At 67.6% G+C, this 23534-nt stretch carries 20 protein-coding genes; 8 read left to right on the top strand and 12 right to left on the bottom strand.

Annotated elements, in window-relative coordinates:
- Positions 1 to 340: 340 nt before the first annotated feature.
- The 5 genes from ASG72_RS13970 to ASG72_RS13950 all read right to left on the bottom strand — a co-directional run bounded on the left by ASG72_RS13970 (position 341) and on the right by ASG72_RS13950 (position 6512).
- A complete protein-coding gene (locus ASG72_RS13970; protein ID WP_056713220.1) occupies positions 341 to 1027 on the bottom strand; it encodes an ABC transporter ATP-binding protein in 687 nt (228 codons plus the stop codon).
- A 12-nt stretch (positions 1028 to 1039) separates the two neighbouring features.
- The gene (locus ASG72_RS13965) at positions 1040 to 2332 is read right to left on the bottom strand and encodes a lipoprotein-releasing ABC transporter permease subunit (protein WP_056713218.1); all 1293 of its coding nucleotides are present in this window, start codon (positions 2330 to 2332) and stop codon (positions 1040 to 1042) included.
- A complete protein-coding gene (proS, locus tag ASG72_RS13960; RefSeq protein ID WP_056713216.1) occupies positions 2329 to 3660 on the bottom strand; it encodes a proline--tRNA ligase in 1332 nt (443 codons plus the stop codon). Before proS ends, ASG72_RS13965 begins: the two co-directional genes overlap by 4 nt.
- Positions 3661 to 3775: 115 nt before the next feature.
- Positions 3776 to 4276 carry a pantetheine-phosphate adenylyltransferase gene (coaD, locus tag ASG72_RS13955; protein WP_056713215.1) on the bottom strand — a complete coding sequence of 167 codons (501 nt, stop codon included), beginning with the start codon at positions 4274 to 4276 and terminating at the stop codon, positions 3776 to 3778.
- A gap of 97 nt (positions 4277 to 4373) precedes the next feature.
- Entirely contained in the window at positions 4374 to 6512 is a 2139-nt protein-coding gene (locus ASG72_RS13950) for a HAMP domain-containing methyl-accepting chemotaxis protein (protein WP_056713213.1), read from the bottom strand.
- 353 nt (positions 6513 to 6865) lie between these two features.
- On the opposite strand from ASG72_RS13950, the gene ASG72_RS13945 reads away from it, so the two are divergent.
- The gene (locus ASG72_RS13945) at positions 6866 to 8743 is read left to right on the top strand and encodes an ABC-F family ATP-binding cassette domain-containing protein (protein WP_056713211.1); all 1878 of its coding nucleotides are present in this window, start codon (positions 6866 to 6868) and stop codon (positions 8741 to 8743) included.
- Between the two features lie 280 nt (positions 8744 to 9023).
- The gene (locus tag ASG72_RS21290; RefSeq protein WP_244488805.1) at positions 9024 to 9578 is read left to right on the top strand and encodes a hypothetical protein; all 555 of its coding nucleotides are present in this window, start codon (positions 9024 to 9026) and stop codon (positions 9576 to 9578) included.
- Positions 9579 to 9601: 23 nt separating this feature from the next.
- On the opposite strand, the gene ASG72_RS21285 is transcribed toward ASG72_RS21290, so the two are convergent.
- The 3 genes from ASG72_RS21285 to ASG72_RS13925 all read right to left on the bottom strand — a co-directional run bounded on the left by ASG72_RS21285 (position 9602) and on the right by ASG72_RS13925 (position 12098).
- Positions 9602 to 9988 (bottom strand): hypothetical protein, encoded by a 387-nt coding sequence (locus ASG72_RS21285; protein WP_244488804.1) that lies wholly within the window; start codon positions 9986 to 9988, stop codon positions 9602 to 9604.
- Positions 9989 to 10032: 44 nt separating this feature from the next.
- On the bottom strand, positions 10033 to 10485 hold the full coding sequence (locus ASG72_RS13930) for a DNA polymerase III subunit chi (RefSeq protein WP_056713208.1): 453 nt from the start codon (positions 10483 to 10485) through the stop codon (positions 10033 to 10035).
- A gap of 119 nt (positions 10486 to 10604) precedes the next feature.
- Complete coding sequence (locus ASG72_RS13925) at positions 10605 to 12098, bottom strand: leucyl aminopeptidase (protein WP_056713206.1); 1494 nt, start codon at positions 12096 to 12098, stop codon at positions 10605 to 10607.
- Positions 12099 to 12268: 170 nt separating this feature from the next.
- On the opposite strand from ASG72_RS13925, the gene lptF reads away from it, so the two are divergent.
- The 5 genes from lptF (at position 12269) to rsmA (ending at position 19060) form a co-directional block, all read left to right on the top strand.
- Positions 12269 to 13459, top strand: coding sequence for an LPS export ABC transporter permease LptF (gene lptF, locus ASG72_RS13920; RefSeq protein ID WP_244488803.1), 1191 nt, complete (start codon positions 12269 to 12271; stop codon positions 13457 to 13459).
- Positions 13459 to 14547 (top strand): LPS export ABC transporter permease LptG, encoded by a 1089-nt coding sequence (gene lptG, locus ASG72_RS13915; protein WP_056713203.1) that lies wholly within the window; start codon positions 13459 to 13461, stop codon positions 14545 to 14547. Before lptF ends, lptG begins: the two co-directional genes overlap by 1 nt.
- A 163-nt stretch (positions 14548 to 14710) precedes the next feature.
- Positions 14711 to 17122 carry an LPS-assembly protein LptD gene (locus tag ASG72_RS13910; RefSeq protein WP_244488838.1) on the top strand — a complete coding sequence of 804 codons (2412 nt, stop codon included), beginning with the start codon at positions 14711 to 14713 and terminating at the stop codon, positions 17120 to 17122.
- A 43-nt stretch (positions 17123 to 17165) separates the two neighbouring features.
- Complete coding sequence (pdxA, locus tag ASG72_RS13905) at positions 17166 to 18182, top strand: 4-hydroxythreonine-4-phosphate dehydrogenase PdxA (RefSeq protein ID WP_056713198.1); 1017 nt, start codon at positions 17166 to 17168, stop codon at positions 18180 to 18182.
- Complete coding sequence (rsmA, locus tag ASG72_RS13900; RefSeq protein ID WP_056713197.1) at positions 18179 to 19060, top strand: 16S rRNA (adenine(1518)-N(6)/adenine(1519)-N(6))-dimethyltransferase RsmA; 882 nt, start codon at positions 18179 to 18181, stop codon at positions 19058 to 19060. Before pdxA ends, rsmA begins: the two co-directional genes overlap by 4 nt.
- Positions 19061 to 19097: 37 nt before the next feature.
- Here rsmA and gmk read toward each other — a convergent pair whose 3' ends face one another.
- The 3 genes from gmk to mltG form a co-directional block, all read right to left on the bottom strand.
- On the bottom strand, positions 19098 to 19745 hold the full coding sequence (gene gmk, locus ASG72_RS13895) for a guanylate kinase (protein ID WP_056713195.1): 648 nt from the start codon (positions 19743 to 19745) through the stop codon (positions 19098 to 19100).
- Between the two features lie 6 nt (positions 19746 to 19751).
- Entirely contained in the window at positions 19752 to 20633 is an 882-nt protein-coding gene (locus ASG72_RS13890) for a YicC/YloC family endoribonuclease (protein WP_056713193.1), read from the bottom strand.
- A gap of 106 nt (positions 20634 to 20739) precedes the next feature.
- Positions 20740 to 21975: an endolytic transglycosylase MltG gene (mltG, locus tag ASG72_RS13885; protein WP_348271600.1), complete on the bottom strand. Its 1236-nt coding sequence runs from the start codon at positions 21973 to 21975 to the stop codon at positions 20740 to 20742.
- On the opposite strand from mltG, the gene ASG72_RS21465 reads away from it, so the two are divergent.
- Entirely contained in the window at positions 21959 to 22087 is a 129-nt protein-coding gene (locus ASG72_RS21465) for a hypothetical protein (RefSeq protein WP_348271601.1), read from the top strand. The genes mltG and ASG72_RS21465 overlap by 17 nt on opposite strands.
- Before the next feature lie 136 nt (positions 22088 to 22223).
- Here ASG72_RS21465 and fabF read toward each other — a convergent pair whose 3' ends face one another.
- Positions 22224 to 23489, bottom strand: coding sequence for a beta-ketoacyl-ACP synthase II (fabF, locus tag ASG72_RS13880; RefSeq protein WP_056714692.1), 1266 nt, complete (start codon positions 23487 to 23489; stop codon positions 22224 to 22226).
- Between the last annotated feature and the right edge of the window lie 45 nt (positions 23490 to 23534).

Below are 23534 nucleotides of genomic sequence, written 5' to 3'. Positions count from 1 at the left end.
AGATCCAGATCATGCCGAAGAACAGCCCGAGCGAGAGCAGTTCCGCGAGGCCAGCCACCAGTTTTCGCGCCGCGACCATGTCGATCCCTCCCCGTTGTTTTCGATATGTCTACTTTAATTCGTGTTTTGTTCTCGTCAATCGATCCACCGCCCAGCTGCGCGGCGGAGTCAAGAAAGTGTTAACGCCGGTCGGAAGGGAGGTCAGTGGGCGGGGTGGAAGACGCGAGCAGGGACATGCCGCGAGGGGCGCCGCGCCATCTTCCTCGGGACGCTGCACTCGCGGCCTATCAGGAGCCGGAGCGGCTCCCGGACAGGATGCGGCGGCTCCGTGGCTCGCCCGTCAGAGCGGGACAACCAGCCCGTCCCGGATGGTGACCTGGCGGTCCATGCGGTGGGCGAGTTCGAGGTTGTGCGTGGCGATCAGCGCCGCGAGGCCCGACGCGCGCGCCAGCGCCACCAGCGTGCTGAAGACGTGCAGCGAGGTGTGCGGGTCGAGATTGCCGGTCGGCTCGTCGGCCAGGAGCAGGCGCGGCGTATTGGCAACCGCGCGGCCGATGGCGACGCGCTGCTGCTCGCCGCCCGAGAGCTCTCCCGGCAGGTGATCGAGCCGCTCGCCCAGGCCGAGAAAGGTCAGGAGCTCGGCGGCACGCTCTTCCGCCACGGCCTTGGGCAGGCCGCGGATGCGCTGCGGCAGCACGACGTTCTCCAGCGCCGTGAATTCCGGCAGCAGATGGTGGAATTGGTAGACGAAGCCGATCTCGGTGCGGCGCAGCCGCGTCCGCCCCTGATCGTCGAGCTTCGAGGTGGCGATGCCGCCGACATAGACCTCGCCGGCATCGGGCTGCTCGAGCAGGCCCGCGACATGCAGCAGCGTCGATTTGCCGGTGCCGCTCGGCGCGACCAGCGCCACGAGCTCGCCCGGCCACAGGGCGAAATCCGCCTTGCGCAGGATCTCCAGCGGGGCGTCGGTCTGGGGATAGAAGCGCTCGACCTGCGAGAGGAAGAGCGTGGGGGTTTCGCGTGCCATGCCAGTTCCGCCTCAGCCCATCCGCAGCGCCTGGACAGGGTCCAGCCGCGCGGCCTTCCAGGCCGGATAGAGCGTCGCCAGCAGCGACAGGGTCAGCGCCATCGCGACGACGCTGGCGACCTCGCCCCAGTCGATCACCGAGGGGATGTCGCTCAGGAAGCGCACCGTCGGGTCCCAGAGATTGGCGCCGGTCAGCCAGTTCAGCCCGGCCATGATCGATTTGATGTTGTTGGCGAAGACGATGCCGAGCGCGAGGCCGGCCAATGTGCCGAGCACGCCGATCGCCGCGCCGGTCAGCAGGAAGACGCGCAGCACCGTGCCGCGCGAGGCGCCCATCGTCCGCATGATCGCGATGTCGGCGGTCTTGTCCTTCACCAGCATGATCAGGCCGGAGACGATGTTCAGGGCCGCGACCAGCACGATCAGCGCCAGGATGATGAACATCACGTTCCGCTCCACCTCCAGCGCGTTGAAGAAGGTGCGGTTGCGCTGGCGCCAGTCCGACAGCACCAGCGGGCGCGGCGCATCGGCCTCGATAGCGTCGCGGACCTGCTGGGTCCGGTCCGGATTGTCGACGAAGATCTCGATGACGTTCACGTCGCCTTCGCGGTTGAAATAGGCCTGGGCCTCGGTCAGCGGCATGAAGACGAAGGAGGCGTCGAACTCGGTCATGCCTATCTCGAAGATCGCCTGGATCGGATAGGCCTTGATCCGCGGCGCGGTACCGAACGGCGTCGAAGCGCCCTTGGGCGAGACGATGGTGATGCTGTCGCCGGCCTGCAGCCCGAGCTGATCGGCGAGGCGCTTGCCGATGGCGACGCCGCCGCCGCCGTCGAAACCGTCGAGCGTACCGGACTTCACATTGCCGCCGATGAAGGGGATCGACTTGATGTCGGCCTCGCGGATGCCGCGCACCAAGACGCCGCCATTGCCGGTCTGCGACGAGGCCAAGGCCTGGCCCTCGACCAGCGGGATCGCGAATTTCACGCCGGGAATGCTGCGCAGGCGCCCCGAAACGACGTCGTAATCGTCGAGCGGCCGGTCGATCGGCGTGGCGAAGATATGGCCGTTCACCCCGACGATCTTCTCGAGCAGCTCCTTGCGGAAGCCGTTCATCACCGACATCACGATGATCAGCGTCGCGACGCCGAGCAGGATGCCGAGGAAGGAGAAGCCGGCGATCACGGAGACGAAGCCCTCGCGCCGCCGCGTTCGCAGATAGCGCCCGGCCAGCAGCCACTCGAAGCCGGCGAAGGCGCGGGTGCCGGTCGGCTGGTCGCTGGCGCTCGTCTCTGCCGCGCTCACGCCGCTTTGCCCTTGAAGCGATCGAGCGCTGCCTCGAGCGGAACGAGCTCGCGCTCGCCGCCGGCGCGGCGCTTGATCTCGACCTTGCCCTCGGCGAGGCCCTTGGGCCCGACGATGATCTGCCTGGGAATGCCGATCAGATCGGCGGTGGCGAATTTGCCGCCCGGCCGCTCGGCGGTGTCGTCGTAGAGCGCGTCGTAGCCCTTGGCGAGAAGCGCCCCGTAGAGCTTCTCGCAGGCGGCGTCGGTGCCGGCGTCGCCGGTCTTGAGGTTCAAGACCGCGACGTCGAAGGGCGCGATCTCGTCGGGCCAGATGATGCCGCCATCGTCATGCCCCGCCTCGATCAGCGCCGCCACCAGCCGGCTCGGGCCGATGCCGTAGGAGCCCATATGGACGGGCAGGTTCTGCCCGTCGGGCCCGGCGACGGTGGCGCCCATCGGCTCGGAATATTTCGTGCCGAAATAGAAGATGTGGCCGACCTCGATGCCGCGCGCCGAGACCTGCTTCTCGGCGGGGACGGCGGCATAGGCCGCCGCGTCATGCATCTCCTCGGTCGCGGCATAGAGCCCCGTCCATTTCTCGACGATCGCCTGCAGCGCCTCGACGCTGTCGAAATCCGTATCCGCCGCCGGCGTCTCGAATGCGAGATAGTCGCTGTGGCAGAACACCTCGCTCTCGCCGGTCGAGGCCAGCACGATGAATTCATGGCTGAGATCGCCGCCGATCGGCCCGGTATCGGCCCGCATCGGGATCGCCTTAAGGCCGAGCCGCGCGAAGGTCCGGAGATAGGCGGTGAACATGCGGTTATAGGCGTGGCGCGCCGCGGCCTTGTCGACGTCGAAGGAATAGGCGTCCTTCATCAGGAACTCGCGGCCGCGCATCACGCCGAAGCGCGGCCGGACCTCGTCCCGGAACTTCCACTGGATGTGGTACAGATTCAGCGGCAAGTCCTTGTAGGACTTCACATAGGAGCGGAAGATGTCGGTGACCATCTCCTCGTTCGTGGGGCCGTAGAGCATGTCGCGATCATGCCGGTCCTTGATGCGCAGCATCTCCTTGCCATAGGCGTCGTAGCGCCCGCTCTCGCGCCAGAGATCGGCCGACTGGACCGTCGGCATCAGGATCTCGATGGCGCCCGAGCGGTTCTGCTCCTCGCGGACGATGCGGTTGATCTTGTCCAGCACGCGCAGGCCCAGCGGCAGCCAGGAATAGATGCCCGCCGATTGCTGGCGGATCATGCCGGCCCGCAGCATCAGCCGGTGCGAGACGATTTCTGCCTCCTTGGGCGTATCGCGCAGAAGGGGCAGAAAATAACGGGACAGGCGCATGGTAATTACTCGAACGGGTGGACCCGCGGCGCGAACGGCGAGTCAGGCTCGCCAGAAACACCATTGGAGGGGCCAAAATGCAAGCAGTTGGCCGGGGTTATTCGCGGCTGCGCGATCAGCGCGCTGCGAATTTGCGCTGCAGTTGCGCCAGCACCGCGGCGGGCACGAAGGGTGAGACGTCGCCGCCCATGCTGGCGATCTGCCTGACGAGTGTCGCGGTGATGTGACGGACGGAGGCGGAAGCCGGCAGGAAGACGGTCTGCAATCCGCCATCCATCGCTTCGTTCATGCCCGCGAGCTGCATTTCGTAGTCGAAATCCGTGGCGTCGCGCAGGCCGCGGATCATCAGCGTCGCACCGGCCTCGCGGGCGGCCCGCACGGTCAGATGGTCGAAGGTGACGACGTCGAGCGCGACGCCGGCCTCGGCCGCGATCGGACCCGCCACGGCGCGCAGCAGCTCCGCCCGCTCCTCCGCGGAGAAGATCGGCGCCTTGCCGGGATGCACGCCGATCGCGAGGACGAGCCGGTCGCAGAGCCGGCAGGCGGCCGCGATCACGTCGAGATGGCCGTTGGTGACAGGGTCGAACGACCCGGCATAATAGGCGATGCGCTCCATGCTGAAGGGTTAGCCGCCCGCGATGACCGCGACAAGCGCCGTGGCCGAGAAAGCCGCGCGCTCTCGGCCGGACGAGCCTTCTGGCGGCACCGGCAGGTCAGGCGGCCCTGACCTGCGTGATGTAGCCGTTGATCCGGGATTTCAGCGAGGCGGCGAGCTGCGAGAGCTCCCCGGAGGCGCGCTGCACGGCGGCGGCGGCGGCCGAGGTCTCTTCCGATCCCGTGGAGACCTGCCGCGTCGCGTCGCCGATCCGGCTGAACTCCCCGGTCGTCGCCCCGACATCGGCGACGATGGCGTGAGTGACGCTCTGCTGGCGCCGCGTCGTCGCGGCGGCCCGCTCCACGGCCTCGCTCAGCCCGGAGATCATGCTGCGGATGCCGGCGATCGATTCGACGGTGGCGCTGGTCGCCGCATTCATCAGCGAGACCTGGCGGGAGATGTCCTCGATCGCCCGCGCCGTCTGGCCGGACAGCCCCTTGACCTCGGCCGCGACCACGGCGAAGCCGCGCCCCGCCTCCCCCGCCCTCGCCGCCTCGATGGTGGCGTTGAGCGCGAGGAGATTGGTCTGCGAGGCGATGTCCGAGATCAGGCCGATCACGTCCGAGACGCGCGTCGCACCCGCGGCGAGGCAGTCGATGACCGGGGACATCTCGTCGGCATATTGCCGGACCGAGAGCGCCGTCGCCTCGGAGGCCTGCATATCCGCGTCGAGCAGGTCGATCGCCGCGCTGAGCTCGCCGGCGGCGCTCTCGATCGACTGGATCGCCTGCACCGCGCGCGAGGCGGATTGATGGACGGTGCCGGCATTGTCATGGGTATCGCGGGCGCCGCGCGAGAGGTCCCGCGCCGTCGCGGCGAGTTCCTCCGCGGCGGCGGAGACCGAATTCGTCATGCTCAGCACGGAATCCTCGAGCTCGGCCGCTAGCTGCCCCATCACCAGCACGCGCTGACGCTCGACCTCGCGCGCCCGCTCCTCGCGCTCCGCCTGGCGCGCCTGCTCGTCGCGGAGCAGCGTCGTGCGGATGCGCTGCACCGCGGCGGCGATCGAGCCGATCTCGTCGCGGCGATGCGCACCGGGGATCCTGGTATCCGTCTCGCCGCCGGCGATGCCGCTCAGCGCATCCGCCAGGCCGCGAATCGGGCGGGCGACCCAGAGCCCCACCAGCAGCCCGATGAGCGTCAGCGGGATCACCGCGCCCATGCCGGCCATGACCACCGAGGACCTCAGGCGCTCGATGACCTGGAAGGCCTGCGCCTCGGTCTTGGTCAGCCAGACGAACCAGGTCCAGCCACCGAGCCGCAATTCGCGGCCGGTGACCACCAACGCCTGCCCGTCCCGGCTCTTCATCGGGATCAGGCTGCCGGCGGCGGCGCGCAGCGCGGCCGGATCAAGCGTGCCGGCGGGCGCCAGCCCCGAGAGCCGCCCGGCCAGACCGGAGCGCAGGAAGCCGTCGGCGCCGACGACCTGCGTGGTGGTGAACCGCAGTCCGCCGGTGGTCAGGGCCAGCGCCTCGTCGATGAAGGCCGAGCCGAGCGAGATAACCAGGAAGCCGGGAGCCATGTCGAGATCGGTGGCGGAGGAGGGAGCGATCCGCATGGCGAGGAAGCTGCGGGCCTCGCCGCCGACCACGTCATAGGGCGCGAAATCGGCGCTGGCGATCTCGCCGACCGGGTTCAGCCGGGCCTGCTCGACGACGCGGCCGAGCCCCGATTGCGCCAGGAACGGCTCCGAGACCAGCCTGCCGAATTCCGGGCCCTTGGTCACGCTGTAGACCACACGCCCCTGCTCCGAGATCAGGAAGATATCGGCATAGCCGGCCAGCGCCGCGGTCGAGGCATAGGTGTCGTGGACCGCGGGGTGACGCCAGGAATAGGCGTTCTCATGGCCCGCGCCGGTGATGCCGACACGATCTTCCGTGCTCATCGCGGCGCGCGGGCGGTAATGCTCGACGATCTCGGTCCGCAGAGCCTCGCCCTGCTCGAACCAGATGGCGAGCTCGGCGATCGATACCGCCGCGAATGGCCGGTGCGATTGCGTGGCGAGATCGCTGCGGACCTGGCTCCAGCGCCGCTCGATCGCCCGGGCATGGCTGTCGGCGAGATCGTGCAGCCTCGCGGCCACGGCCTGGTGCGTCGACAGCGACACCGCGACGAAGGCGGCGGTGGCCACGGCCAGCCCGGTCAGACAGGCGATCACGACCATGATGGCGGGGAGACGGATGACCAGGCTGAACAACGTAGGGGACTCCGCACCCGCTGCAATGGAGAGGGGCGGATAATCCAATGTTTTGAATTAAATTTGATTTAAAAGACGACTAGACTTCAGTTGATGAAGCCTGACGCTACGGCGGCTCCGCCCAGCAACATTGAGAGCAGCACAACAATGCCGTAGGACGCGGAAGCGCGACGCCCGAAATGAAAACGAGAAGCCATCCCCTGTCCTTCCAATGTCGAATCGCCCTCGTCGACTTACCTTTGGTCGCCGGAGAGAGCGGCTGCGGCGCGGCGAGATCATGGCGAAACCATGTCACGTGCGGGCTGCTGCCGTTTCCGATTGCGCCGGGAAGGGGTTAGCGCCTAAACGCCTGCATGCTCACGATCAGCGACATCACCTATCGGCTCGGCGACCGGCTCCTGCTCGACCATGCCAGCGCCTCCCTGCCGGATGGCGCGCGGGTCGGGCTGCTCGGCCGCAACGGCACCGGCAAGACGACGCTCTTCAAGATTATCACCGGCGATCTCTCGCCGGAAGGCGGCCAGATCAGCCTGCCGCGGGGCCGGCGAATCGGCGGGGTCGCGCAGGAAGCGCCGGGCGGGCCGGAATCGCTGATCGAGGTGGTGCTCGCCGCCGATACGGAGCGCACCGCGTTGCTGGCGGAAGCGGAAACCGCGACCGAGCCGCATCGCATCGCCGAGATCGCCACGCGGCTCGCCGATATCGAAGCGCATTCGGCGCCGGCCCGGGCGGCCACCGTGCTGCACGGTCTCGGCTTCGACGAGGCGGCGCAGCAGCGGCCCTGCTCCGATTTCTCGGGAGGCTGGCGGATGCGCGTCGCGCTCGCGGCGGTGCTGTTCTCCGAGCCCGATCTGCTGCTCCTCGACGAGCCGACGAACTACCTCGACCTCGAAGGCACGCTCTGGCTCTATGATTATCTCGAGCGCTACCCGCACACCGTCTTGGTCGTCAGCCATGACCGTGAGCTGCTCGATACCTGCGTCGACCACATCCTGCACCTCGACCAGGGCAAGCTGACGATCTATCGCGGCGGCTACAGCTCCTTCGCCAAGCAGCGCGCCGAGAAGCAGATGCAGCTCGCCAAGGCCAAGGAGAAGCAGGATGCCGAGCGCAAGCACCTGCAGGCCTTCGTCGATCGCTTCAAGGCCAAGGCGACCAAGGCGCGCCAGGCCCAGTCGCGCGTGAAGCGGCTGGAAAAGATGGAGACGATCGCCACCATCGTCGACCGCGACGTGCAGCCCTTCAGCCTGCCGGGACCGGAGCGCCCGCTCTCGCCGCCGATGATCGTGCTGGACGACGTCGCGGCGGGCTATGGCGAGCGCAAGGTGCTGTCGCGGCTGAACCTGACCCTGCTTCCGGACGACCGCATCGCGCTACTCGGCTCGAACGGCAACGGCAAATCGACCTTCTGCAAGCTGCTCGGCGGCAGGCTGGCGCCGCTTTCGGGCGAGATGCGGCGGTCCTCCAAGCTGCAGACCGCCTATTTCGCCCAGCACCAGCTCGACGAGCTCAGGCTGGAGGATACGCCGGTGGCGCATCTGCGCGATCTGATGCCGGATGCGCCGGAGGCGAAGGTGCGCTCCAAGGCGGCGCAGATCGGCTTCCCCGCGGCCAAGGCGGAAACGCCGGTGAAAAATCTCTCCGGCGGCGAGAAGGCGCGGCTGATGCTCGGCCTGGCGGCGTTTGGGGGGCCGCATCTGCTGATCCTGGACGAGCCGACGAACCATCTCGACATCGACAGCCGCACGGCGCTGGTCAATGCGATCAATGACTATCCCGGTGCGGTCATCCTGGTCAGCCATGACCGCTTCCTGATCGAATCCTGCGCCGACAGGCTCTGGATCGTCGGCAACGGCACGGTGAAGAATTTCGACGGCGACATGGAGGATTATCGCAGCCTCGTGCTCGGCGCCGGAAAGGCCGCGCGGCGCGAGAAGCCTGCGGCGGAGGCGCCGCAGACTGCCGCGAAAGTGGACGATCGCAAAGGCGCGGCGGTGAAGCGCGCGGCGCAAGGGCCGCTGCGCCAGAAGCTCAACCTCGCCGAGGCGAAGATCGCCAAGCTGACCGGGCTGATCGAGAAGGTCGACGGCGTGCTGGGCAACGGCTCGGCCTTCGCCCGCGACCCCAACAAGGCGCGCGAACTCTCGAAGCAGCGGGCGGTCCTGGCGAAGACGCTGGAAGCGGCCGAGGAGGAGTGGCTTGAGCTGAGCGCGGAGCTGGAGAGCGCCTAGCCCGTCACCGAGTGATCCCCGGCAGGGTCCAACCGATGCATCGTCTGGTCTGGTCCTCGTCGGAGTCGGATCATGCGGACAGCAAATGCGCCCTCAAACCTGCTGCCGACACGCCGTCGACGCCGTCTCGAACTGGCCTCTCAGCGTGAGGGCGACCGCATGATGGCGGCCTTCGGTCGCCTTTGCCTACTGATCGCCAAAGACGGCTTCAGCCAAGATCAGCCACGCGTGCCGGCAGGGCATCCCGATGCAGGGCAATGGACTTCAGGAGGTTCTCCCAGTGGCGCTGGATCAGACGGCAATCCGCTGCAGTCGCTCGTGGCTGCGACAGGCCGCGGCTTGCGCGCGATTTGCGAAGCCCAGTTCGACCGCGACATCTTCCAATGCCGAATGGTCGGCCTTTGATCGCGCTATGAACAGGCCTACCAGCGTTACGCATCCTGCTTGGCTCGCCAGCAAATTCCGCCCTTCAACTATTGAGCCGCCAAAGATGAAAATCCTTGAGAGGGTACTTCATTATTCTGCAAAAGAACGGGCTTTCGAGATCCCGATCTCCATTGATCTCCCGGTCCAGGGCGAGCGCGATTGGTCCTGCCTTTATCGCATAGGCTGGCCAGACGGCACCCATAACGGCTCGGGTTACGGGCTCGACGGAATGCAGGCGCTGATGCTGGCATTGCAGGCGATCGGCGCCGACATCTATACGAGCGCCTACCACCGATCCGGCCGATTGAGCTGGCTGGACCTTGGTGACGGCTATGGCTTCCCCGTGCCGAAGACGATCAGCCACCTTCTCATCGGAACAGATGCTGCCGCTATCGAGGCGCCACGCTGATCATTCGCGCGTTGATTTAAATCTCACCCCTGCCCTGGCTTGACGATCCGGGTCAGGCGGTTGTCGGTGAACATGTAGATCTCGCGGCCGCCGGGCTCGGAATACAGCACCTGCGTCTCGCGCTGGCCCTTGCCGCTCTCGCCGACCAGCACATCGGTCGGCTTGGCGCCTTTCAGCTTCACCAACTCGCATTCGGTGATGCCTTCCGCGATGGCTGCGGGAGCCGGTCTGGTCGCGGAATCGAGCGAGACATCCGCGTCGCATTCGCCGTCGGAGGTCAGGCGGGCTTCCTGGGTCTGGACCCGGGGGCTGGCGCTGCGTGGCGTGGTCGAGCCGGTGCTGTCGGCAGGGCCGGCCTTGTCCGAGGCGAAGGAGAAGCCGCCGATATCGACCGAGCAGCCGCCGAGCAACAGCGCGCAGGGAATCAGGACAATTGCAGACCGAACAGCCGATTTCACGCTTTCTTCTCCCATCGGCCGGCTTCGTCGAGCTGCCAGTAGCTGGCGGCCGCACCTGAAGCCTTGGCCTTCTTCCAATCCTCGCGCGCCGCTGCCAGCGCCTCGGGGTCGTCGCCATCGAAAATCAGGACGACGCGCTCGTAATCCTGCAATGCGTCGGGAATGCGAACGCCATCGGCGCAGATGCGGACCACCGCGCCGTTCGGATTATGGTCCTGCATCGTCAGGACGACGGGATTTGTCGCGGCATCGGGCTCGGCCGCCGTGACATGCGGCAGGAAACTCTCGTCCGAATAGGTCCAGAGATGATCGTCGACGGCGCTGAGGCGTTCGGGGCTCGCAACCTCGACGACGACCTTCTGTCCGCGCGACAGCGCCCGCTCGAGAATGGTCGGCAGGACCGATTCCAGCGGACGCGATTGCAGGTGGAAGAACAGGATTTCAGCCATGGCCGATCCGCCATTCCGCCATGCCCGGGACGGCTGCCGCGTCGTGGCTGGCGGCAGCCCAGATCGCGGCCTGTCCTGGGCTGCTTCGCTGCGCTCGCAGTGACGGGAGGGTCGGCACCTCAGCGCTCGTAATGGTCCCGTACCAGCCGGTCGAGCAGACGCACGCCCCAGCCCGAGCCCCAGGACCGGTTGGTCTCGGAATTCGGAGAGTTCATGCCGGTTCCGGCGATGTCGAGATGCGCCCAGGGCGTGTCGTTGACATGGCGCTGCAGGAATTGCGCGGCGGTGATCGAGCCGCCATAGCGCCCGGCCGAATTCTTCATGTCGGCGAATTTGGAATCGATCATCTTGTCATAGGCCTTGCCGAGCGGCATGCGCCAGACCGTCTCGCCCGTCGCCTGGCCGGCGGCGCCGAGACGCTCGCAGAGCGCGTCGTCATTGGAGAACAGACCGGCATTCTCATGGCCGAGCGCGACGAGGATCGCACCCGTCAGCGTCGCCAGATTGATCATGAATTTCGGCTTGAAGCGGTCCTGCGTGTACCAGAGCACATCGGCCAGGACAAGGCGCCCCTCCGCGTCGGTGTTGATGATCTCGATGGTCTGGCCCGAGAGCGAGGTTACGATGTCGCCGGGGCGCTGGGCATTGCCGTCGGGCATGTTCTCGACGAGGCCGATCACGCCGATCGCGTTGACCTTGGCCTTGCGGGCGGCCAGCGCATGCATCAGCCCGGTGACGCAGGCGGCGCCGGCCATGTCGCCCTTCATGTCCTCCATGCCGCCGCCGGGCTTGATCGAGATACCGCCGGTATCGAAGGTGACGCCCTTGCCGATGAAGGCGACCGGCGCCTCGCTGCCCTTGCCGCCATTCCAGCGCATCACGACGACGCGGCTTTCGCGGCGCGAGCCCTGGCCGACGGCGAGGAGTGCGCGCATGCCGATCTTGCGCAGCTGCTTCTCGTCGAGGATCTCGACCTCGACGCCGAGCTTCGCCAGTTTCGCCGCCCGCTCGGCGAATTCCTCGGGAAACAGGATGTTGGGCGGCTCGTTGACGAGGTCGCGCGCCAGCATCACGCCGTTGGCCACCGCCTCGCGTGCCTTCAGCGCCTTCTTCAGCGCGGCCGGATCGGCGAAACGCAGGGTGACGCCGATCGGCTCGGCCTCGTCCGGCTCCTTGCTCTTGGTCTTGTAGCGGTCGAACGCATAGGCGCGCAGCTTCATCCCGAGGGCGATCTCGGCCGCCTGCTCGGCGGAGAGCTCGGCGTCCGGCAGTGCCAGGACGATGTCGGCACTGCGCCCCGGCGCCAGCCGCCCGGCAATGGCGCCGCCGAGCTTCGCGAAATCCAGCGTGTCCCGATCCGCGAGCGGGCCGACCCCGACCGCGATCAGCCGCTGATAGGGCGCCTGCTGCGGAGCCAGCGCGGTCAGGCCGCCCAGCGCCTTGCCTTTGAAGCGCTCGACGGAGACCGCCCGCGCCAGCAGCTCCTCGCCCGCCTCGCCCAGGAGATCGCGCGCGGAGCCGGGGGCAGCAAGGCCGTCGGCGACGAGCACGACCAGGTCCTGACCCGTGACCGCGTCGAGGGGTTTCAGCTCAAGCTTGAGGCGCTGCGACATCGATGGCTCACAATCTGGCGAGGACGGGGTAGGAGTGGCTGGTGGGGTGGCTGCCGCAAACGATTCCCGTTTGCGCCATGTTTGCGCCTATACCATAGGGTGGGTTGCGGCGGTCGTCCAAGGGCCGCAGCGGCCGCCGCAGTCAACTTTTCGCAACGGAAACTCCCTCAGTGATCCTGCAGCGCCTCGACCGCTACATCCTGAAGATCGCCGCGGTGGCCGCCATCGTGCTGCTGGTCGGGCTGACGAGCGTGATCTGGGTGACGCAGGCCCTGCGCGAGGTCGATCTCGTCACCGGCAAGGGCCAGACGGTGATGATCTTCTTCACCGTCACCCTGCTCTCTCTGCCCGCTCTGATCGCCGGCATCGCGCCCGTCGCGCTGTTCATGGCGACGCTCTATACGCTGAACCGTCTCAACAGCGATTCCGAGCTGATCGTGATGAACGCCGCCGGGGTCGCCCCCCATCGGCTGACGCGGCCCTTCATCGTCCTGACCATCGCGACCTCGCTGCTGGTGGCGTGGATGTCGCTGTCGGTGATGCCGGCCGGGTTCCGCGCTTTGCGCGACCTGATCACGCTGATCCGCGCGGATTTCGTCGCCAATGTCGTCAAGGAGGGACAGTTCGTCTCGCTCGATTCCGGCGTCACATTCCATTACCGCGAAAAATCAGGCGACGCGCTGCTCGGCATCTTCATGCAGGACCGGCGCGACCCCAACCAGCCCTCGATCTACATCGCCGAGCGCGGCCGCACCGTGGAGGCTGAAGGCAGCAGCTTCCTGATGCTGGAAAAAGGCACGATCCAGCGCGAGAGCCGCACCGATTCGACCTCGATCATCTCCTTCGAGCGCTACGCCCTGAACCTCTCCGCCCTCTCGGGCGAGGCGGCCGGCGGCGCCGGCGAGGGCGATGGCGACGGGGTGATCTACAAGCCGCGCGAGCGCACCACCTGGCAGCTCCTCAACCAGGATCCGAACGAGAAATACTACCAGTTCCAGTCCGGCCGCTTCCGCGCGGAGCTGCACAACCGCCTCTCGGCGCCGCTCTATCCCTTCGCCTTCATGCTGATCGCCTTCGCCTGCATCGGCGAGGCGCGCACCACCCGCCAGGGCCGGGCCTTCGCGATCCAGGCGGCGATCCTGATCGTCGGCGCCGTCCGCATCGGCGCCTATGCGGCCTGGACCGCCAGCGTGCGCTCCGGCTTCGCCGTTCTGCTGCTCTATCTCCTGCCGCTGGTCTCGATCATCCTTTCCGTCGCGGTGATCCTGTTCGGGCAGAGCATACGGCCCTGGCTGGCGCGGCTGTTCGAGCCCGTCACGGCGCCGATCGCGGCGCTGGCCCTGAAATTCAGGCGCGCCTGATGCTGCTCGTCTCGACCTTCGGGCGCTATCTCACGCGCCAGTTCATCCGCGCGATCCTCAGCGTCTTCGTGACCTTCTTCTTCCTGATCGGCACGCTGGATTTCGTCGAGCTGATGCGCCGGGCGGGCGATTCTCCCGTCGCCACGACGCCGCTGATCGTCCAGCTCGCCTTCTACAGGGTGCCGGCCGTCGCCGAGCAGATCTTCCCCTTCGCCGCGCTGTTCGGCGGGATGTTCGCGCTGCTGACGCTGAGCCGCAAGCTCGAGCTCGTCGTCGCCCGCTCGGTCGGCGTCTCCGCCTGGCAGTTTTTGCAGCCGGCCGCGCTGGTGGCCGGGGTGATCGGCCTGCTCTCGGTCGTCGCCTACAACCCGATCTCGGCGACGCTGAAACGCCAGGCGAGCGTGCTGGAGGCCCGCATCTTCGCGCGGTCCGGCCAGGTCCTGACCAGCCAACCGATCTGGCTGCGCCAGAGCAGCGTCGACGGCCAGGCGATCATCCGCGCCGTCTCCGCTCTGCCCGACGGCACGGGGCTGGCGCAGGTGACGATCTTCAGCTTTGATACGGCGGGACGGTTCATCGAGCGCATCGACGCCCGCCAGGCCATGCTGCGCACCGGCCATTGGGAGCTCGTCGACGCGCGTGTGACCTCCGCCACGGAAGAGCCACAGAGCTACACGAGCTACCTGTTCGCCACGACGCTGGAACTGGACCAGATGCGCCAAAGCTTCACCCCGCCCGACGCCGTCGGCTTCTGGTCGATGCCCTCGGTCATTGAGCAGACAAAACGCGCAGGCCTGGACACGACGCGATATGAGCTGCGTTATCAATCGCTTCTGGCGCGGCCGCTGCTGCTGGTCGCGATGGTGCTCGTGGCCGCGTCCGTTTCCTTAAGATTTTTCAGGTTTGGTGGTGTGACCAGACTGGTGATAGGTGGTGTTGCGGCTGGCTTCGTGCTGTATGTGGCGACACAGCTGTCGGAGGAGTTGGGATCGACGGGCATCGTGAGCCCGGTGATCGCAGCCTGGCTGCCGGCCGTGGTGGGAACCATGCTCGGCGTCCTGGCGCTCCTGCATCAGGAAGACGGGTGAGATATACTGTGCCTATGGTTAATTTAGGGTTGCTCGTATGAGGTGGAGCGTGAAAGGCATGACGCGCTTTGCAGCTGCGACAGCGCTTGCCTCGAGCCTCGCCCCTCTGCTCTGCGCCGGCCCGGCCTGGGCACAGGTGCCGGCGCCCGCTCCCCAGGAGCGGATGGTCGTGGACGCGCGCGAACTGGTCTACGACAAGGACAACGACACGGTGTCCGCCGTCGGCAATGTCCAGATCCTCTATCAGGGCCGGACCATCGAGGCCGACCGCGTCGTCTACAACCGCAAGAACAGCCGCGTCATCGCCACGGGCAATGCCCGCATCACCGAGAGCAACGGCAGCGTCATCACCGGCGACCGCTTCAATCTCACCGATGATTTCCGCGACGGCTTCATCGATTCGTTGCGGGTGGTGAACACCGACAAGACCCGCTTCACCGCGCCGCGGGCCGAGCGGACGGATGGCGAGACCTTCATCTTCGACAAGGGCATCTACACCGCCTGCGAGCCCTGCGTGGACAAGCCTGAGCGGCCGCCGCTTTGGCAGGTACGGGCCGCCCGCATCATCCACAAGAAGTCGGAACAGACGATCTATTACGAGGATGCGCGGCTCGAATTCGCCGGCGTTCCGATCGCCTATATCCCGTATTTCTCGGGCCCGGATTCGACCGTCAAGCGCAAATCCGGCTTCCTCGCGCCAAAATTCATCAACACCAACGCGCTGGGCTATGGCGTCGGGCTGAGCTATTTCTTCAACCTCGCCCCCAATTACGATCTGACGCTGACGCCGACCTATCTGTCGCGGCAGGGCCTGCTCGGCCAGGCGGAATGGCGCCACAGGCTGGTCAACGGCTCCTACAAGATCCGCGTCTCCGGCATTTTCCAAAAGGAGCCGACCGCCTTCCTGCCGACGCCGCTCGGCGCCGGCGACAAGGATTTCCGCGGTTCGGTGGAGAGCAGCGGCAAGTTCTTCATCAACCCGCGCTGGAATTTCGGCTGGAACGTCGCCGGATCGACCGATCGCTGGTTCTACAAGAACTATCGCATCATCAATGAGAGCATCAGCTCGACCACCTATCTGCAGGAATCGATCTCGACGGTCTATCTCAACGGCCAGAGCGAGAGCGCCTGGTTCGACCTGCGCGGCTATTATTTCCAGCCGCTGACCTCCTCGGATTGGCAGAAGCAGCAGCCGGTCGTGCTGCCGGTGCTCGACTACAACAAGCGCGTCCACAAACCCAGTTTCCTGGGCGGCGAGCTCTCCTTCAACGTCAATCTGACGAACCTCTCGCGCGAGGCGGCGGCCTTCCAGGAGATCCCGGCGCAATCGACGAGCCTGCTCGTGACGCCGAGCTATTCGCTCTATGATGGCTGCGCCGTCTATACCAAGGACAAGTGCCTGGTGCGCGGGCTGGCCGGCAATATCGCCCGCGCCACGGCGGAGGTCTCCTGGCGGCGCAACTTCATCGATCCGATCGGCCAGGTTTGGACCCCCTACGCCTCGCTGCGGGCCGACCTGTTCTCGGTCAACCCGTCGACGACCGGCTATTTCAACAACCGCGTCACGACCATCGCCGATCCGTCGGACGAGGTGTTCGGCCGCGCCATGCCGGCGGTCGGCATGATGTACCGCTATCCCTTCGTAGCCAGGACGAATTGGGGCACGCATATCATCGAGCCGGTGGCGCAGATCGTCGCCCGCCCGAACGAGACCAGCAGCCTGCGCATCGCCAACGAGGATTCGCAGAGCCTGGTCTTCGACGCTTCGAACCTGTTCGAGTGGAGCGGCAAATTCTCCGGCTACGACCGCGTCGAGGGCGGGTCGCGCGCCAATGTCGGCATGCTCTATACCGGGCGCTTCGGCCGGGAGGCCTTCGCCAACCTGCTGCTCGGCCAGTCCTATCATCTCGGCGGACGCAACTCCTTCGCCCAGGGCGATCTCCTGAACACCGGCCTGAATTCCGGCCTGACCAACGACGTCTCCGACTATGTCGCCCGGGCGCAGTTCTCGCCCTTCCGCGGCTTCACCATGGCCGGCGCGGCGAGGCTCGATGCGACCAGCCTGGAAGCCCAGCGCATCGACGGCTCGGCGATCTATTCGAACAGCATCATCTCGGCCTCGGTCGGCTATGCCCGCTACGAGCCGCAGCCCGAGCTCGGCACCAGCCGCCGGCGCGAGGGCCTGTCGCTCAACGGCTCGATCCTCGTGGCGCAGAACTGGCGCCTGCGGGGCGGCGTTCTCTTCGATCTCGACAAGTACAAATACGATCGCGAGCGGTACCGGACGCAATACGCCGCCTATTCCGCCGCGCCGGCGACCACGGCGCTGCCGACCTACCCGAATACCGGGCTGTTCCAAACCGCCTCGACCTCGGTCGGTCTCAACTACACCGATGAATGCACGATCTTCGACGTCAGCTACACCCAGAGCTATGCCGACCGTCAGGCCGGCGCGACGAAGGATTCGCGCACGGTGATGTTCCGGCTCGAACTGCGGACGCTGGGCGAGATCAGCTACTCGCAAAATCTCGACGGCCAGACCGTCGGCGACGGCGTGAGCTCCTCGACGCGCTGACGAAGGCGCGTCCAGGCCAGGGCGTCCTCACGGGAAGACAGGGATGCCCGAGCGCCCCCTCGCATTGACGCAAGGCGATCCCGCCGGGATCGGCCCCGAACTGGCTCTGCGCGCCTGGCTGCTGCGGCATGAGCGGGCTCTGCCGGCCTTCGCCTATCTCGGCGACATCACCCATCTCGCCGCGGTCGCGAGGCGGCTCGACCTCGCCGTGCCGCTGGAATCCAGCGATTGGGACGGGGTGACCAGCCGGTTCTCAAGGGCGCTGCCGGTGGTCGGCCATGGCCATGCGGTCGAGGCGGCCTCGGGCTCGCCCGACCCGCGCTGGGCCGCCTCCACCATCGCCTCGATCGAGCAGGCGGTCGCTGCCGTCCGGCGCGGGCAGGCCGCGGCCGTGGTGACCAATCCGATCGCCAAGGCCGTGCTCTATGCGGCCGGCTTCGCCCATCCCGGCCATACCGAGTTCCTGGCGCAGCTCGCCGCCGTGGACGGCGTCGCGCCGCGCCCGGTGATGATGCTCTGGTGCGAGGAGCTGGCGGTGGTGCCGGTGACGATCCACATCCCGCTGCGCGAGGTGCCGCTGCGGCTGACGCAGGAGGCGATCGTCGAGACCGGGCGGATCGTGGCCTCCGGGCTGCGGTCGCAATTCGGGATCCCGGCACCCCGGCTGGCGCTCAGCGGGCTCAACCCCCATGCGGGAGAGAGCGGCAGCATCGGCTCGGAAGATGCCGAGATCATCGCCCCGGCCGTCGCGGCGCTGCGGGCGCTGGGGATCGACGCTTCCGGCCCCTATCCCGCCGACACCATGTTCCATGCCCGCGCCCGCGCCGGCTATGACGCAGCGCTCGCCATGTATCACGACCAGGCGCTGATCCCGATCAAGACCATCGCCTTCGACGAGGGCGTCAACGTCACCCTCGGCCTGCCCTTCATCCGCACCTCGCCCGACCATGGCACGGCTTTCGACATCGCCGGGCGCGGCATCGCCCGGCCGGACAGCCTCTGCGCCGCGCTGCGCCTGGCGGGGCGCATGGCGGATGCGACGGGCAGCGGCGGCGCATGAGCCAGATCGACGATCTCCCTCCGCTTCGGGAGGTGGTGGAACGCCATGGGCTGATGGCGCAGAAGGCGCTCGGCCAGAATTTCCTGTTCGACCTCAATCTGACCGGCCGGATCGCGCGGGCGGCCGGCAGGCTGGAGGGCGAGACCGTCGTCGAGATCGGCCCCGGCCCCGGCGGGTTGACCCGCGCGCTGCTCGCCAATGGCGCCGGACGGGTCATCGCCATCGAGCGCGACAAGCGCTGCCTGCCGGCGCTCGCCGAGATCGCGGCGCATTATCCCGGCCGGCTGGAGATCGTCGATGGCGACGCCATGGCGACCGATCTGCGCCCGCTGGTCGGGCCGGGCCAGGCCCGCATCGTCGCCAACCTGCCCTACAATATCGGAACGCCGCTGCTGGTCGGCTGGCTGAGCACCGATCCCTGGCCGCCCTGGTGGAGCTCGCTGACCCTGATGTTCCAGCGCGAAGTGGCCGAGCGCATCGTGGCGACGCCGCAGCAGCGCGCCGATTACGGCCGCCTGGCGGTGCTGGTCGGCTGGCGCTGCGAGGCGAGGATCCTGTTCGACGTGCCGCGCACCGCCTTCGTGCCGCAGCCCAAGATCACCTCCTCGGTCGTGCATATCGTGCCCCGCCCCGCGCCTGAACCCTGCGACCTGAAGCTGCTGGAGCGGATCACGCTCGCCGCCTTCGGCCAGCGCCGGAAGATGCTGCGCCAGAGCCTGAAGGCCGTGCTGCCCGAGCCGCTGCCCCTGATCGAGGCGGCGGGCCTTTCCGAGACGGCCCGGGCGGAGGAGATCCCTGTCGCGGGCTTCGTCAGGCTGGCGCAGGTGCTGGCGACACTGCGCCAGGCCGCGCGGCCGCAAGCGGACGGGCAGGGCTGAGGCCGCTCTCCCTGGCCGGATCGACGCAGCCCGCGCTTTAAGGCAGAGGCTCCGCCAGCAGCCGCTCGACGAATTCGCCGAGGCCGGTGGCGCGGGTCCTCTTCAACCGCTCGGCGGTGAGGATGGCACGGACCGAGGCATAGGCCGCTTCGACATCCTCGTTGACGATGACGTAATCGTATTTCTCCCAGCGGGCGATCTCGTCGCGGGCGTTCTGGAGGCGCTTGGCGATGACCTCCGGCGCGTCCTCGGCCCGGCGCACCAGACGCGAGCGCAGCTCGGCCATCGATGGCGGCAGGATGAAGATGGTGACGACATCCTCCCGCGCCTTCTTGACGATCTGCTGGGTGCCCTGCCAGTCGATGTCGAAGAGCACGTCGCGCCCCTCGCGCAGCGAGGTCTCGACGTCGCGGCGCGGGGTGCCGTAGCCATTGCCATGCACCTCGGCCCATTCCAGCAGATCATTATGCTGGCGCATCTGGTCGAAGCTCGCGCGGTCGATGAAGCGGTAATGCACGCCGTCGATTTCGGAGGAGCGGCGCTGGCGCGTCGTCACCGAGATCGAGAGGTCGAGATTGTTCTCGTTCTGCGAGAGCAGCCGCGTCAGCGTCGATTTGCCGGCGCCCGACGGCGAGGACAGGATCAGCATCAGGCCGCGGCGGGCCGGGCGAAGCACGTCAGCCATCAGCCATCACTCCACATTCTGAACCTGCTCGCGCATCTGGTCGACGACCGTGCGCAATTCCAGCCCGATGCGCGACAGACCGGCATCGCCGGCTTTCGCGCAGAGCGTCGATGCCTCGCGGCCGAATTCCTGGGAGAGAAAATCGAGCTTGCGGCCGATCGGGCCGCCCTGTTTCAGCAGCGCCCGCAGCGCCGCGACATGCGCCTGGAGCCGGTCGAGCTCCTCGCGGATATCGGCCTTGACCGCGAGCAGCGCCGCCTCCTGATGCAAGCGCTGCGGATCGAGCGCCGGGCTCGCGCCGAGCAGCGCCGCGACCTGCGCGCCGAGCCGCTCGCGGATCGCCTCGACGCCGCGCGCGGGATGGGCCTCCGCCTCCCGCGTCAGCCTTTCGATCGTCTCCATCTGCCCGGTCAGCACCGCCTCCAGCGCCGCGCCCTCGCTGTGCCGCGCCTGGCGCAAGGCGACCACCACCTCCTCGAGCCCCGCCAGGACCGGCGCCTCGACCAGACCGAGCACATCCTGCGCCTCATCGCTGAGCTCGACCACGCCGCGGACCGCCAGGAGGCCGTCATAGCTGACCGGCCGGATGGCGTCGCTCGCCGGCAGCCGCGCCACGGCCTCGACGAGCGCGGCGAGCGCGGCCTCGTTGATGCGCGGCCGCGGCGGTGCCGCATCGCTGCTGAGGGAGAGGTTGACGTGCAGGGTGCCGCGCGCGAAGGCGCCGCCGAGCCGCTTGCGCGCGACCTCCGCGACGGCCTCGAATCCCGAGGGGACCCTGACGCGGATGTCGAGCCCGCGCCCGTTGACGCTGCGGATTTCCCACGCCCAGGCATGGATGCCTTCGACACCGGCGATGCGGGCAAAGCCGGTCATGCTCTCGATCGCCACGTCGGTCCTTTCAGTCGCCCTTATGCGGCGGGACCGTAGTGTCGGGTGCGGCGAGCGGCAAGCGAGATGGCTGCAGCGGCTGGTGGAAAACTGGCAAGAGGCCGGTTCAGGGCCGCAGCGGCGGAATCTGTTTCGGCGAGTTGAGATCGAAGGTCTTGTTGAGCAGCGGGTCGCGCGGCGTGCCCTCCGACGCGTCGAAGGCGCGGATGCGGGTGCCGTCGGCGCTGGCGGCGGTGCGCCGGTTGGCCGGCACGGGATAGACGTCGCTCTCGCCGAGATCGGCGCGCTGGGCGCCCGGAGCCTCGGTGCGCTGCTCCGGTGCCGGCGGCGGCTCGACCTTGTCGACCGAATTGTCCGGTGCGGCGCGGCCGGGATCGCGGCGCGCCGCCTCGATCTGGCGCCAGCGCTGGACGTTGCGGTTATGCTGCTCGAGCGTCTCGGCGAAGGCATGGCCGCCGCTGCCGTCGGCGACGAAATAGAGGTCCTTGGTGCGGGAATGATTGACCACGGCCTCGAGCGCGGCGCGGCCCGGATTGGCGATCGGCCCCGGCGGCAGCCCGTCGATGACATAGGTGTTGTAGGGCGTCGCCTGGGTGATCTCGGTGCGCAGGATCGAGCGGCCGAGCGTGCCCTTGCCGCCGACGATCCCATAGACGATCGTCGGGTCCGATTGCAGCTTCATGCGGCGGTTCAGCCGATTGATGAAGACGCCGGCCACGCGCGGGCGCTCATCGGCGCGGCCGGTCTCCTTCTCGACGATCGAGGCCAGCACGACCAGCTCCTGCGGGGTCTTGATCGGCAGATCGGCCGGCTTGCGCCGCCAGACCTCGGCGAGGACCTCGCGATGGCTGCGCGCCATCCGGTCGATGATCGCCTGCCGCGCGAAGCCGCGCGGGAATTTGTAGGTATCGGGCAGGATCGAGCCTTCGCGCGGCGTCTGGATGATGTCGCCGCTGAGCAGCTCGTTCTCGCGCAGGCGTGCCACGATCTGCTCGCTGGTCAGCCCCTCGGGAATGGTGATGCCGTGCTCGACGGCCTTGCCCTCGGCGATGATGTTGAGGATGTCGGCCTGGCTGGCGCGGGCCTTGAACAGGTATTCCCCGGCCTTGAGCTTGGTCCAGTTGCCCGACAAAAGGGCCGCGGCGCGGAAGGTCCAGGGATGCTCGATCATGCCCTCGCGCTGCAGCAGATCGGCGATCTCGGTCAGGCCGCTGTCGCGGGGAATGATCAGGACGCGGTCGCTCGCCAGCGGGCCGGGCGCCTTGCTCTGGCTGTCCAGCACCGCGATGCCGACGCCGACGAAGCCGGCGATGATGACCAGCGCTGTGAACAACCCGCTCATCATCGCGATGAAGGGGCTGCGGCGCCGGCGGCGCGCCTTCGGCGGCGGTGCCGGCGGCGTGACCGGCTTCAACGCCTCGTTGGGGCTTTTCGGGGCGACACGTGGCGATTGATTCACAGGTTCAGAACTCGCACTCGTCCTGCCGCAGCCTTGCCGGCGGCGGCGTCACAATCGTCGGGGAAGATCGTCACCGCCGAACGCGATGACACCTTAGCAGATATTGTGGCGAAAGCGCGCTGTTTGCGCGCTCAGTCCCCGTAGCGGCGCATCACGAGCGAGGCGTTGGTGCCGCCGAACCCGAAGGAATTCGACAGCACGGTGTCGATGCGGCGCTTGCGCGCGACATGCGGCACCAGATCGATCTCCGTCTCGACCGACGGGTTGTCGAGGTTGATCGTCGGCGGCGCGACCTGGTCGCGGATCGCGAGGATCGAGAAGATCGCCTCGATCGCGCCCGCCGCGCCGAGCAGATGGCCGGTGGCGGATTTGGTCGAGGACATCGACGGGCGCTGCGGCGCATTCGCCAGCAGCCGCTCGACGGCGCGCAATTCGATCTCGTCGCCCAGCGGCGTCGAGGTGCCATGCGCATTGATGTAGTCGAGATCGGCGGCGGTGATGCCGGCGCGGTCGAGCGCCATCGCCATGCAGCGATAGGCGCCGTCGCCATCCTCGGCCGGCGAGGTGATGTGATAGGCGTCGCCCGACATGCCGTAGCCGACGACTTCCGCATAAATGCGCGCGCCGCGCGCCAGAGCGTGCTCGAGCTCCTCGAGGACGACGACGCCCGCGCCCTCGCCCATCACGAAGCCGTCGCGGTCGCGATCATAGGGCCGGGAGGCCTTTTCCGGCGTGTCGTTGAAATTCGTCGACAAAGCGCGGCAGGCGCAGAAGCCGGCGATGCCGAGCCGGTTGATCGCCGATTCGGTTCCGCCGGCGACCATCACGTCGGCATCCCCCAGCGAAACCATGCGAGCCGCGTCGCCGATGGCGTGCGCGCCGGTGGAGCAGGCGGTCACCACGGCGTGGTTGGGGCCCTTGAGCCCGTATTCGATCGAGACATAGCCGGCGGCGAGGTTGCTCAGGCGACCGGGAATAAAGAAGGGCGAGAGCCGGCGCGGCCCACGCTCCTTCAGCAGGATGGAGGCCTCGTAGATGCCGCCGAGCCCGCCGATGCCGGAGCCGATCGCGACACCGGTCGCGATCTGGTCCTCATGCTCATGCGGGAACCAGTCGGCGTCGGTCAGCGCCTGCTTGGCGGCAGCCATGGCGAAGACGATGAAGTCGTCGACCTTGCGCTGCTCCTTCGGCTCCATCCACTCATCGGGGTTGAAGCTGCCGTCGCTGCCATCGCCGCGAATGATGTTGCAGGCGATACGGGCCGGCAGATCGCTCGCGTCGAAGCTGGTGATCGGCCCGGCCCCGCTCCGCCCCGCCAGGATCGCCGCCCAGCTCGGCTCGACGCCGCAGCCGAGCGGCGTGACCATGCCGAGGCCGGTGACGACGACCCGCCGCAGGGAAGGATGACGTGGCAGAGGTGGACGTTGCGAGGCCATGGCTCT

It is taken from the genome of Allobosea sp. Leaf344, from assembly GCF_001426225.1.
Lineage (GTDB): Bacteria > Pseudomonadota > Alphaproteobacteria > Rhizobiales > Beijerinckiaceae > Allobosea.
Note: the sequence above shows the minus strand (reverse complement) of the source record. Positions and strands in the feature narration are given on the sequence as shown.